Source organism: Chryseobacterium ginsenosidimutans (assembly GCF_024807225.1).
Classification (GTDB): domain Bacteria; phylum Bacteroidota; class Bacteroidia; order Flavobacteriales; family Weeksellaceae; genus Chryseobacterium; species Chryseobacterium ginsenosidimutans.
Map to the genome: position 1 here is coordinate 3,681,447 of NZ_JANUCO010000001.1, position 13,702 is coordinate 3,695,148.

General features: G+C 34.6%; 9 protein-coding genes. 6 read left to right on the forward strand and 3 right to left on the reverse strand.

Translation table 11 applies throughout. The features are described from left to right. Positions 1 to 3: 3 nt before the first annotated feature. The 5 genes from J3D55_RS17205 to J3D55_RS17225 are packed head-to-tail and all read left to right on the forward strand — an operon-like array spanning position 4 to position 4,928. Positions 4 to 1,092 (forward strand): hypothetical protein, encoded by a 1,089-nt coding sequence (locus J3D55_RS17205; protein WP_259132716.1) that lies wholly within the window; start codon positions 4 to 6, stop codon positions 1,090 to 1,092. Positions 1,093 to 1,126: 34 nt separating this feature from the next. Then, positions 1,127 to 1,441 (forward strand): hypothetical protein, encoded by a 315-nt coding sequence (locus J3D55_RS17210; RefSeq protein WP_259132717.1) that lies wholly within the window; start codon positions 1,127 to 1,129, stop codon positions 1,439 to 1,441. A gap of 27 nt (positions 1,442 to 1,468) precedes the next feature. Beyond that, on the forward strand, positions 1,469 to 3,517 hold the full coding sequence (locus tag J3D55_RS17215) for a response regulator (protein ID WP_259132718.1): 2,049 nt from the start codon (positions 1,469 to 1,471) through the stop codon (positions 3,515 to 3,517). Positions 3,518 to 3,548: 31 nt separating this feature from the next. Beyond that, positions 3,549 to 4,277: a sensor histidine kinase gene (locus J3D55_RS17220; protein WP_259132719.1), complete on the forward strand. Its 729-nt coding sequence runs from the start codon at positions 3,549 to 3,551 to the stop codon at positions 4,275 to 4,277. 3 nt (positions 4,278 to 4,280) lie between these two features. Continuing rightward, positions 4,281 to 4,928 carry a response regulator gene (locus tag J3D55_RS17225; RefSeq protein ID WP_259132720.1) on the forward strand — a complete coding sequence of 216 codons (648 nt, stop codon included), beginning with the start codon at positions 4,281 to 4,283 and terminating at the stop codon, positions 4,926 to 4,928. 376 nt (positions 4,929 to 5,304) lie between these two features. Here the strand turns inward: J3D55_RS17225 and J3D55_RS17230 are convergent, their stop codons facing one another. Further along, positions 5,305 to 9,087 carry a response regulator gene (locus J3D55_RS17230; protein ID WP_259132721.1) on the reverse strand — a complete coding sequence of 1,261 codons (3,783 nt, stop codon included), beginning with the start codon at positions 9,085 to 9,087 and terminating at the stop codon, positions 5,305 to 5,307. 830 nt (positions 9,088 to 9,917) lie between these two features. Here J3D55_RS17230 and J3D55_RS17235 point away from each other — a divergent pair. Next, positions 9,918 to 11,459: an NAD(P)/FAD-dependent oxidoreductase gene (locus tag J3D55_RS17235; RefSeq protein WP_259132722.1), complete on the forward strand. Its 1,542-nt coding sequence runs from the start codon at positions 9,918 to 9,920 to the stop codon at positions 11,457 to 11,459. A 201-nt stretch (positions 11,460 to 11,660) separates the two neighbouring features. Here the strand turns inward: J3D55_RS17235 and J3D55_RS17240 are convergent, their stop codons facing one another. Both J3D55_RS17240 and J3D55_RS17245 read right to left on the reverse strand, forming a co-directional pair. Further along, positions 11,661 to 12,191 carry a hypothetical protein gene (locus J3D55_RS17240; protein WP_259132723.1) on the reverse strand — a complete coding sequence of 177 codons (531 nt, stop codon included), beginning with the start codon at positions 12,189 to 12,191 and terminating at the stop codon, positions 11,661 to 11,663. 1,059 nt (positions 12,192 to 13,250) lie between these two features. Further along, a complete protein-coding gene (locus J3D55_RS17245) occupies positions 13,251 to 13,556 on the reverse strand; it encodes a helix-turn-helix domain-containing protein (RefSeq protein WP_259132724.1) in 306 nt (101 codons plus the stop codon). Positions 13,557 to 13,702: the final 146 nt, after the last annotated feature.

The window sequence follows — 13,702 nt, forward strand, 5'->3', positions numbered from 1 at the left end:
AGTATGAAAACGATGAGGGCTTTTTTAATAGGAATTTTTATTGTGTTCTGCGGATCCACAGTCACGAGAGCTCAGGATGTGTACCTGTCGATTCCTGAAAATAATATTTTTAACCGGAGTGAATTTACCTCATTACCTACAAGAGTAATGATGAACACCAACAGAACAAACTGGGATTATGCCTTTTTGGGATTAATCCCAACAGCACCTACATTTACTTCTGTGTCCGGATCAACTTTTACTCAATCTTCTTCCTCATTTACTTTACCCAGTTCTACTCTTCTGTGGCAGTTAGAAAGTATGGGCGGGCAGCTGCCATCTACTGGACTTTCCGGTTATTTACCCGGTTTTCAGGCGTTCAGTACAGGCGCTATAAAATGGTTTGAACCGCCCGCGTCCCTTATTTTTGGAGGAGGATTCAACCGAGGAAATATCAATTTTACTTTTAAAATTCCTGCCGCACAGTTTGCTGCCAATTCCTACCGAGCCGGGAATTACTCCATGGATATCAGTCAAAATTACAATGATTTCACGCCACATAATTTTAAAACAATTTTAGTCATTCCTTCATCCATCAGATGGCTCACATCATCTTTAACAAAATACATTGAAATATCTTCTTTGAATGACTACCGAATTACAGGCACACGGGTGTTCAATTTGGATAATGCTGAAATCGCGCATACAGTTGATTTTAATTTATGGGCGAAAGCTGCTGCCACAAATATTCAGTTCACATCTTCTAAAGGTGTTCCGGGAACCAGAAATATTGCAAGCATTAAATTGGGTAGTAATGGATCTACACTTACGACCAAAGCCTTATCTGCCGATTTTCAGAATTTTTCCGCTTCTAATTTCAGTGTTGTAGCGGGAAACAGAAACAACTTCAGTCCAGAGCTTTATATGTCTGCGGAAGATTTTAAAAACCTTTTTTTTGAAGCCGGAACTTATACGTTTGAATTGAACTTCAATGCCAAAAGTACAGATAACTCAATTAACAGTTTGCAAAATACGGCTGTTCAGTTAAAGGTGCTTCCTCTGTCGGAGATCACCATCCCCAGTTTCCGGACGAAATGTAAACTTCAATTTTAATACCGCAGCCCAGTACAACAATGGTCAGTCACAAATGATCCCAAACCAAATCATATTATCCAATAATGAAAGTTTTGAGCTCTATGTAAAATCGGACGAAAATTATTTCAAGAAAGGCGGCCTGCAGACCAACATCAATTCCAACATATTACAAATTGGGTTGGATGGAAGTTCTGTAAATGCTTCCTTATCCAAAACTCCCCAAAAAATACTTTTTAACGGAACACCGGTTTTGGATCGGCAACTGAACGTAAGATACACCATACCACCTGCAGGTGCCCAAAGTTTGGTAGGAAAGGAAAATACCACCTACTCTATCAATGTTTATTATAGCTTTACGGCAATTTAACAATACTTATTAAAAAAACTCTTCCTTATGGACCACTTTAATAGCAGTAATCAATCGCCGGATCAGCAGTATATTGATAAATTAAATGCATTCGAAAAAAAATATTCCAATGTTTTTGATTTCTTAGTGTTCGCGGCGGCTAAGATGGTCAACATGGAGCTTTGTACCATGAGTATTACCTCGGAAGGGCACGTTTATGTTCTCGCTTCCAGTGATGTGTCTCTCAATCAGGTTTATCCTCAGAATCCTCACTTTCTTTTGGATGATCAGACTTCGGTTTATGAGTTTAAGAATTCGGAATTTAAATTTCATAGAAGTTATGCCATCCCGGATCTTGAAGACAATCTTATCGCTCATTTAAATTTATTTGACAAGGAAGAAAAAAATTTAGATAAAGCAGAGGAAGATCTCGTCAATAGGATCGTGACCCAAGCTTCAAAATGGTATTGGGTAAATGAAGTTGACATCACCGAAAGAAAAAAGATGGAGAATAAGATCTTGCAAGCAAAAGAGCTGGCAGAAAAAGCCTATGTTTTAAAATCGGAGTTTGTGGCCAATATGAGTCATGAGATTAAAACCCCATTAAATGGTATAATCGGCTTTACAGAGCTTCTTTTAGATACCAATCTGGACGAAACACAGAGACAGTATTTAGAAATTATCAATCAATCCGGTGTTTCCTTACACAGCATCATCAACGATATTTTGGACTTCTCAAAATTAGAAAAGCAAAAACTTAAACTAAACATCGATAAAGTAGAACTCGAAGAACTGGTTTCAGAAGCCTTCAATATTGTTGCGTACAGTAATACTAAAAAGCAGATAGAAATGCTCATCGATATTGACGATGCCATACCTAGATATATATGGACTGATGAGATGCGCATAAAACAGGTTTTCGTCAATCTTTTGAGCAATGCTTTAAAATTTACCGAAGAAGGCGAGATTACTTTATATGTTAAAGTTTTAGATGATTTAGGAGAAGGAAAAAAACAACTCCGATTTGGAGTTCGCGATACAGGTATTGGAATTAACAGCGAAAAACAGGCGGAAATTTTCAACGCGTTTTCACAGGAAGATGGCAGTATTACTAAAAGATATGGGGGTACTGGTCTGGGACTCACCATTTCGAACCAAATCTTGGCACTTGCAGGCAGTGTTTTACAAGTCGAAAGCGATCAGGGAAAGGGCAGCGATTTTTTCTTTGATATTCAGTTTGATACGGAGGAAGAGGAAGATGATGTAAGCTTAACTGATATTAAGAGCGTTTTGATTGTGGACGATAATGAAAACAATCGAAAAATCCTGAAAAGGATGCTGGAACGAAAAAATATCGAAGTAATAGAATGCGATAGCGGGTTGAAGGCTTTGCTTTTGATCATGGACAAGTCCGAATTCGATGTGATCATTATGGATTATCATATGCCCGTTATGGATGGCATTGAAACCATTAGAAAAATGAAAAATATTATTCCGGGCGGCACCCATCTAGCGTCGTATGTTCTTTTGTACAGCTCTTCCGATGACACTAATTTTCAGGATGCATGTGACGAATTAGAAATAGAAAATCTGCTCGTAAAACCGATTCGTATGAAACAGATGTACCAGGTTTTATCCACCTTAAAGAGTTCTGAAAAGAAAAAACTGGAGCAAATAAAAGATGTCGCAAGTGAAGTGAGGAAGCACGAAATAAAAATTTTAATTGCTGAGGATAACGCTGTTAATTTACTTCTTACCAAAACTTATTTAAAGGATATTATTCCTCAAGCTTTGATCATCGAAGCAAAAGATGGTACTGAAGCGGTTGAAAAATACCAAAAAGAGAATCCTGATCTTATTTTAATGGATATTCAGATGCCCCATCTCAATGGCATTGAAGCAACCCAGAAAATAAGAGCCTTGGAAAAAAATATCGAAATACCTATTATTGCGATCACCGCAGGGAGTCTTCCGGGAGAAAAAGAAAAATGTCTTCAAGCCGGAATGTCTGACTTTTTAACCAAACCTTTATTGAGACAAACCCTTTCTGATATGATCAAAAAATGGTTTGACATAGAAATCGAAAAAAATAAATAATTAGATACCTTTGTACATTGATAAGGAATTTATGAATGATCTAATTAACGAACTGCAATTAAAAATAGATAGACTTGAACATGAAATCAATTTTAAGAATGGATTGATCTCGATATTGTCTCATGATTCAAAAGAAATATTCGGAAATTTTCTATTGCTTATAGAAGCGTTGGAACAAAAAACAATAAGTGAGGAAGATTTTTTCTCTTTGTTGCCTCAGGTAAAAAGCGATGCCCAGAAGAATCTGCAAACCGTTCAGGACAGCACCACCTGGTTAAAAACACAATACGGGGAATTTAAGATTAAACCAGTAAAAATCATGATGATGGATCTTTTTCACCATTTAGAAGAAAAATACGCGGCTAAATTAAAAGAAAAAAACATTAAATTTTATTTTAAAGGAGATCCCAATGCATTTCTTACAACCGATCGCTTGTTGCTCGAATATGTTTTAGACAAAATTCTTAATAATGCAGTTAAATATTCTTTGTCGGGGCAAGATATTTACCTCCAATACTTTACAGAAAATAGCGAGAATATAATCTCTGTGGTCGACTTCGGTACGGGAATTGGTGAAAAGTATTTATCCGCAATATTTAATTATGACAATCCAGTATTCACGGGTACTGCTGGTGAGAAAGGAGCCGGATTGAGTTTGAAAATTGTTAAAAATTTCATATCCTTGATGCATGGAAACATAAAAATTATTTCGTCTGAAAATAAAGGTACTGCAGTTTCCATTTTTTTACCAAAAATTTAGAGAATGAACAATAAAAAAAATAACGAGCGAATTATTGTAGCAGATGATCATGGAATAGTCCGAATGGGTTTAATACAAACTATCAAAAGGTTCAGACCCGATGCCATAGTTTCTGAAGTAGAAGATTTTAAATCATTGTATAAAGTAATTTTGAAAGAAGAATTGGACTTGGCAATCATGGACGTCAATATGCCAAATGGTTCTATTCAGGAAGCAATAGATTACATCAAAATTCACAAACCCCAATTAAAAATTCTCATATTTTCTTCTCAAGATGAGGAGTTGTACGCAATGCGTTATCTAAAGATGGGTGTCGGTGGCTATCTAAGCAAACAAAGCTCCACTGCAGTAATTGAAACTGCTTTGACGGCGATGCTTAGGACTGGCCGATATGCAAGTGACGACCTAAAAGAAGCGATGTTTTTAGAATCATTAAATGGCGCGACAAAAAACTCACCCTTTGAATCACTATCAGACCGCGAATTGCAAATTGCCAATAAACTTGCAGAAGGTCTTCCCCTCAAAGAAATTTCTAATCAACTTAATCTCCATTCATCGACGATCAGCACTTACAAAAACAGGCTGTTTGAGAAGCTGAAAATAAGATCAGTACCCGAACTGGTAGAAATTCTTAGGCTATATAATCAGTAAACATTCTATTATTTCTCGCTACTTTTTGAAGACAACGACTGATCTACTAAGGACACATTGCCTCACTGTTCACTTTAAAGATACCGCCTGAATTTTAAATGGACTTCATTAAATTTTCCATTTCTAAACTGTAATTTTTTCTGATCTTTTTTATACTCTTAAAGTTAAAGAGTATAAGAGTTGTCTTCTAACAAAGTTAGCAATTCCAAAGTTCGACGTCTTCAGCCATTAGAATTACAGGAGCCTTATTATTTATACTAAATCTTTTATCAATTGCAATCCTACTGTCATTTCATGTACTATTTCTTGCTCCATAGCAGTATAATTCATGTTTTCTTCAATACGTTTCTCCCAATTGGAAGTTTGTTCTGCCAATTTAATCAAGCCAGTAGTTCCGGCAGTTTCCTCTGAGCTTATGAAGAATTTTCTTTAGCTCTTCGGTATCTTTTTCTTTCACCGCTGATTTTACATTTTCTTTAGCTTGATTAAGCTCCTGAATCACTAAGTTTAAAAATATAACTTTAAAATCATCATCATCACCCATCTGCTCGCTCAGAAGATTCATATCCAAATATACCTCAGGATGTTGTAAAATTTCTGACAATTCCTGAGAGTCAGCGCCCATATGTTTTTTCAGCATTTCTAAAAGATCGTTTTGTCTAAGAGGTTTTGACAGGAAATCATTCATCCCCGAACTCAGACATTTTTCTTTTTCACCTAAAACGTTTCCTGCGGTAACACCAATAATCGGAACGGCAGAATATTCCGGCAGCAGACGAATCTGTTTCGTAGCTTCAATCCCGTCCATTACTGGCATCTGTACATCCATTAAAACGATATCAAAAAACTGATCACGGCATTGTTCTATAGCCTGCAAACCATCGGTTGCTTCTGTTAGTTTTGCATCCGGAATCAGTGATTTCATCATTCTGTTATTCAGAACCATATTCACCGGATTATCATCGACAAGCAAAACGTTGGGAGAAGCCATTAGTGGGAAATGCTCTTCGTTTTGCACTGGTTTAGAGGCGGCCAATTCTTTTTCTGAGCTTTTAACTGCACGTCGCAATGTTTTGTATAATTCTTCAGATTTAATAGGTTTTAGCAGAAAATAGGAGCTTTCTTCCTTTCTGAATGAATTGATAACGTCATGCTCTTCAGAGGATGTATGAAGAATAACGAGAGGCGATGCCTCATTTTGTTCATTGAATAGCTGCTTTATTTTTTCAATTGTTTCTAAACCTGATATAATGGGCATATGGTAATCTACCAGAATAATATCAAAACGCTCACCGGCTAAAAGCATCTGAAGAGCCTCCATTCCGTTGGCAGCAAGCTTAGAATCTATATTCTTGTAAGCAAGCATGTGCTGAAGAATAACCCTGTTTGCTTCGTTATCGTCAACAATTAGAACCTTGTTGATTTTTAGTATTTCATCCTCGCTTTGATCAGAAATTTCAAAAGGAATCTCAATATCAAAATAGAAAACAGAACCTTTCCCAAGTTCACTTACCAAAGTAAGATTACTTCCCATATATTTCAAAATATTATTTGAAATGGTAAGTCCGAGTCCTGTTCCACCATAACGTTTGCTGATAGAACTGTTTTCCTGAGTAAAAGCATTAAAGATATGCTGCTGTTTTTCTACAGGAATACCAATTCCTGTATCTCTTACTGAGAATCGCAATTTTATATTTTTGTCGTCTAGATTCAGTTTTTCAACTTTAAGCTCAATCTCACCTTGTTCTGTAAATTTTACAGCATTCCCAAGAAGATTGATCAAAATCTGCTTCAATCGTGTTTCATCAAGCCAGATTGTTTTAGGTAATCCCGGTTCAATATTTAAAAGAAGTTCGATATTTTTTTTCTGAGACTGATAAAGAACTGCATTAATGACCTGGCTCACCATATCATAAACATTGGCTTTTTCTATCAAAAGTTCCATTTTTCCTGATTCAATTTTAGAGAAATCAAGGATGTCATTAATTATATTCAGCAGATTTTCACCCGATTCATTAATGTAATTGAGGTACTGTGTTTGTATCTCATTTAATGGTGTTTGAAGCAAGAGATCCGAAAACCCGATGACGCCGTTGAGCGGAGTTCTTATCTCATGGCTCATATTGGCTAAAAATTCAGATTTGGTTTTGTTGGCAATATCTGCCATTTGTTTTGCATTTTTTAGCTCTTCATTAGTTTTTACAGACTCCGTAATATTTTGTGCAGAAACAATAACTCCGCCCATTACCTTATCTGATAAATACCAAGGGCTTACCCCAATATTATAATGCTGTATCCCTTCTTTATGAGGAACTTCCAAAGCCATGTCTTTATTTATGTAAGCTTTACCTCCGAGTGCATCTCTATATATTTTTTTTCTTTCATCCGGTACATTGGGCGAAACGGTAAACATATTTTTTCCGATAAGGTCTGTATCATGCATCTGAAATTCATTTTTCCAACTGCTGCTTACTGCAAGATAATTGAGGTCTTTATCGAACATTGCCACCGCAGTAGGAACGTATGTTATAAATGACTGTAGCATGGCTTCTTTTGTAGCCAATTCGATATATATGTTTTTGAAGGTATCAATATCCTGAATAATCCCAAATACTCTTTTACAAACTCCATCTTCAAATTCAGGTATTCCCTTCACTCTTACCCATATCATCACTCCATCGTGGCGTATGAGCTGTAATTCTTCATCATATGGTATCCCTTTTTTTACCGCTCTTTCAAATAATGATTCTACTTTTTTTCTGCTTTCTGTACTGTAAAACCCTAATGCATTTTCAAAATCAGGCTGAAATGCCTTGTCTATTTTATGTATTTCTTTAGTAGATTGCGACCAAAAAACAGTATTGGTCTTAAGATTGACTTCCCAACCTCCTACTTGAGCTACGGCACTCGTCTGTTCTAACATCTTCTTAGTGTACAGCAAATCTTTTTCGAGAGACATCCTTTCTGTAACATTCAAAGCTGTACTTACCACATATGGCACTCCTTCTTTATCAGTTTCTACAAGATTATGATACATCCAGATCATTTCTTCTCCTTCCTTAGATTTCAGGATCATGGTTCCCAGATCTTCCTGATTAGTGTTGATTCTTTCGAGATATTCTGCAAGTAAAAGCCAGTTTTTTTCAGGAACGAGATCTTTTAAATTCAATTTTTTAACTTCTTCTGCCGAATATTGAAGTATTTTTCTTCCTTTTTCATTAACTGAAAGTATATTTCCCTGCATATCATGCATACTCATTAATCCGATTGCGTTTTCAAAAAAACTTCTGAAGCGACGTTCGGAACTTTCAAGTTTTTGCTTTTCTTCGATCTGTTGGGTAATATTTATTCCGAAGCAGAAAATCTCAGAATTGTTCTGGTTCTGTTTTAAAGACCACTCTACTATAATATTTGTGCCATTGCTAATTTTTGTGGAAGTAGAAAATGTAAATTCCTCCTGAATATCCGGAAGTTTTTTTATGAGCCGCTGCAATTCACTATTATCTTCGCCCAATAACCTAAAAAAATTCTGATCAGTGGCATTTATTTTATTAAACTTAAAAATTTTCGTGAAAGCGGGATTAGCATCCTTAAGCATAAAGTCATTATCCAGGACACAAATTAAGTTATTGGAAATATTGAAAGTCTGCTGAAAATATTCAGCTCGAATATTGTTCCTTTTTCCTATCAAGAGAGTGGTAACAGCTGTTCCTATTTTTTTTAGAGCAGTTATCTGATTGTCTGTGAGTATTTTCGATTTATAGTCGATAACACATAAAGTTCCCAATGCAAATCCTTCATCATCTATAAGCGGGATTCCTACATAAAAGCGAATGCCACCGGTTAGTATCAGTGGATTTTCAAATGACCTTTCGTCTGATAATGTATCATTGATTATTACAACCTCTCCACTTGCAATTGTATATTGGCATAAAGTACTTTTTCTGTCTACAGAATCAAAATCAAGTCCTATGCAACTTTGGATTACCTGTGCTTCACTTTCCATCATAGCGATAAGTGCAGCCGGACAATCCGCAATAAGTGCAGCTGTTTCTGCAAAAATATCTAACTGCGGATCTTTTGGCATCTGCAAAAGGTCAAAAAACTTAAGCTTATTAATTCGTCCATCTTCATTATCAGGAACAGGGTATTTATCCATATAACAGCGTCTTCTTTTAGAAATAATATTAGTTTTCTTAAGGCTTAAAAATTTAATTATTTTAACTAATAATTGATTATGTAAACAAAATTACAAATTATTTTACACTTAACCGTAACTCTTTATTTCTAGTAGTCACTACATGTTTTGATTGTTCATAATAGTCGTCCTTCGAAGACGATAGTAATGATTGAATTTCACAATACAACAATTATTTCATGTTCCTTTTCTGATCTTCAAATTTCAAATTTTGTGGTGTGGTTATTTTGTAGAAGGATAGATGCCGATAATTTTTTCCCGTTTTTGCTCTGCACATTTTTCAGAATGGATGTTCGCCCTTTTCCCGATCAGTAGACTGATGTCATCATGGCTGTGTTCAATACCCCTTATATTGCTAAAAAGAATCCATTAACAGATGTCAGGATATTTGATCATCTTTTGATTGATCATACTGGCTTGTAAAAATTTGTTTTTGATTTTCAGGCAATGTAAATTTCACTACTGTCTCGTTTTATTGGGCACAAAGCAAAATTTTAATAATTGGATTTAGAGCATACCCTCCATTTTGGTTTTTGAAGAGAAACAACTTGCCAATTGTTCAGTCATTAGACATTCCGTAATAGGAGTTCTTCTTCAGCTGCAAATCAGCTCCCTAATAATGAAATAATTAACAAATAAAAAAACGTTTATATTCGATAAGTATTTGCTTTCCTAATAAATCAATTATTTTAGGGCGTTTATTAAGCATATGCAATAGCATGTTAAATAGTATCAATTTTTCTTGATAGTTTTCTATCTTTGTACCGTTCAGGATAAAAACCCGACATGATATGCAAAAAGACATCGAAATTACGTTGCTCCCCCATGAGGTAGAGCAAACCGAGTTAATCAATCAAAAACTAGCTGAAGCCTTAAAATTACCTGAATCTAGGATCAAAGGCTTTGAGATTCTTAAAAGATCTATTGATGCCCGTTCACGAAAAGTCATTTTCCGTCTTCAGGTAAAGGTTTTTGTGGATGAAGAAGCCATTCCTGAAGTGTATACCATCAACTATCCAAATGTAAGTACGGCTAAGCCCGTGATTATTATCGGGGCTGGTCCGGCTGGTTTATTTGCGGCTCTTCAGTGTATCGAAAACGGATTAAAACCCATTATTATCGAACGTGGTAAAGATGTAAAGCAACGCCGTAGAGATCTGGCTGCCATTAATAAACAAGGTTTGGTAAATACCGAATCCAATTATTGTTATGGAGAAGGGGGTGCAGGTACTTATTCCGATGGTAAATTATATACACGGTCTAATAAACGCGGCGACATTAACAAGGTGCTTCAGGTTTTTGTAAACCATGGCGCAAATCCTGATATCGCAATCGATGCCCGTCCACACATTGGTACCAACAAACTTCCACATATTATTACTTCCATAAAAGACACCATCTTAAATGCTGGAGGTGAAGTAATGTTCGATAGTCAAATGACCGATATTTTAATCGAATTTGACAAAGTAAAAGGAATAGAAATTAATTTTCAGGACAAGTTGTTTGCCGATGATATTATCCTGGCAACAGGTCATTCGGCAAGAGACGTTTACGAATTATTAAACAAAAAGAACATTCTGATTGAGGCCAAACCTTTTGCTTTAGGGGTAAGGATAGAACATCCTCAGGAAATTATTGATTCGGCACAATACCATTGCGATATCCGTTCAGAATTTTTACCACCTGCTTATTATAGTTTGGTAGAGCAGGTTGGTCCCCGCGGTGTATTTTCTTTTTGCATGTGTCCTGGAGGTATTATTGCTCCATGTGCTACTGGTGAAAATGAAATTGTGGTTAACGGTTGGTCGCCATCTAAGCGGAACAACCCTTATGCCAACTCCGGAACAGTGGTTCAGGTTACCTTAGATGATGTTCAGGGTTACGATCCGCTAAGGATGTTGAATTTTCAATCAGAAATAGAAAAAAGAGCCTTTGAAGCTGGCGGTGGCAATTTGGTAGCTCCTGCACAACGCATGGTGGATTTTGTGAATAATAAATTATCGATCGATCTGCCAAAGAATTCTTATCTCCCAGGTACCAAAAGTTCGATGCTCGATAACATTCTGCCCGATTTTGTATCTGATAGTTTGCGTGCAGCATTGCCTTTGTTTGGAAAAAAAATTAGAGGTTATTATACCAATGAAGCTATTTTGGTTGGTGTTGAAAGTAGAACATCATCGCCGGTTAGGATTCCAAGGGATAAAGAAACCTATCAGCATCCTCAGGTAAAAGGTTTATATCCCTGTGCAGAAGGTGCCGGTTATGCAGGCGGAATTGTATCTGCCGCAATAGATGGAATTAACTGTGCGAATGCAATAGTAAGCGCATCATAACAAAATTTATATTATACCAATTGTTGTATCCGGGAAATATATATTCTAACGTAAGAGCGCAGTCTAACAGTGAATTTAATATACTTAAAAAGAATTTTATAAAAATATTTCAGCCAGAAGTTGATGCCTGAAATTTAAGCATTGGTTATATTACCATAAAACCTAAAACAAATCACACCTTATAGACCAAAATAATTATTTTTAGGGATTTAGAGGGATTTTAGTTACTATACTATCTTCTAAAACTTTGTAGCCTTTAGATTCCAATTCCATTATATAATTATCACAACCTAAAATTGTTGCATTATATTTATTATGAAAAGATTTAATAATCTCCTCGTATTTATTAGATTTTGTATACCTATAAATTGCCCGATTATTTTTATTGAGACTTATTGCATGATGTATGGTCTGAAATGGTTGTAAAATAATCAAGTCCTCACGGCATAATGCATCGTTTCTCGTATAATATCCATTTTTAAAATATAAATATGGTTCTAATACTTTTCCATTTTCCAACACATAAGATTTTCCGTAAAAGCCAAAAGGATCAATAATATAAGTATTATTAGTATTATTTTTTATAATTTCCTCTGTAACCTTTTCAGTTGATTGGGTATCAATATATTTGGATGGAAATATAATATCAACATCTTTTCCCTTATTCAATTTCATTTGATTTGAACAAAAAATAAATAAAAAACAAAAAGACAATAAAATAATTTTCTTCATAATTTTAATTTAATGTTTAGACATTTTTAAAAAGTATTCAGTAACATTTTTTAAATGCAAAAGTCTTCTTTTCTCCATAAATCCTGTCCAATTAAAAGTTTCTAAGTAAGCAGATAATTTATCTTATTGATTATTAATATAGCTATTGCCTTGATATATTCCGGCTTTAAAATTAAAAAAATGCTTTCGTTCATGTAAAACGGTCGAGGCGGCAGTAGAATTAACTTCTATTTCATCAATAAAACGTGGGGTTAAAATTATTTTCCCATTTATACGATTTGTAACTCCCAAAGCTATATCTTCTTACCATTTACATACAATTCCATTAATTGATTTGTAGAACCAGTGGTATAATTTAAATATCCTTTGGAAAAATCAGCTAAAGTACTTAAAGCACGATAAGGGTATTAAAGCGCGCTTATTTTTAAGAAAAAATCACTGTAATTTTATCGGGGACAAATGAGGAACAAAAACGTCCACAAATCAAGTATAAATCATCAAAATAAAAAAAAAAAAACAAAACATTGATAATCAACAGAATACAAATTAATTGATTTTTAATAACTAAATTGTAAATTATTTATAATCAGTTAATTGAAATTATTATTTCCCGATACAGTATCTAAATATTCCTTTATTTATGGTACTTTAAAGACATAACGGTGTACAAAAGTGGTACATGATTAAGGTGCTGCAACATCTTTTTTTTCTACATTTTCGCACGAATCTCATCATGTTAAACACTTGCAAACCAATACTTTACAATATTTGACAATGAATTTAAAAATACATTTGTACTACTTTTGTCACCTCCAACCTTATAAATTGCTGTAAATTAGACAATTAACATTTCCCGAATGCGACAGTGATAATTGATACATTTCGCCTGTACACCTCAAATTTTATCTAATTTTAAGGACGAAAATAATGTAAAATTCTAGTAAGTATAGCTCAAATTTTATATTAAATGGTTTAATTAATGACGAATTGTCAAACATGCTTGAGGTTAAATTCCATAACCAAAATTCACTCCTATAATTATTTCTCTGCTTCCTATTTTCATTTTATGCTTCCTCGTTTTTTAATGGGTTTTTCCTCTGATTTTAGTACATCATTAATTGATTTAAAACTCTGTTCCTTCGGTTTTAAAATATCAACCATTTCTTCTAAACCACCAACAACTGAAAGCAATTTTAGAAATGAATCCAAAGAGATCAAGCCTTTTTGCTCAAATTTCCTGAGAGTTGGTAAAGGAACACCTGATCTGTCAGCCAAACCTTCCTGTGTTAGATTCATTTGTAATCGTCTTTCACGGATATTATCAACTATTTTCCTTTGAGTTTTTGCTAAAGAAATAAATAACATTATAGTAGTATTTAGAACAGTTATTTAAGAATAAATAACATTATTATATTATAAATATACGGTATTTTTAGGTGATTACATTGTAAGACATTTACTAAAAGCAATCTATAAAATATCTGATTTCTAGTATAAATACTGTTTCCCGT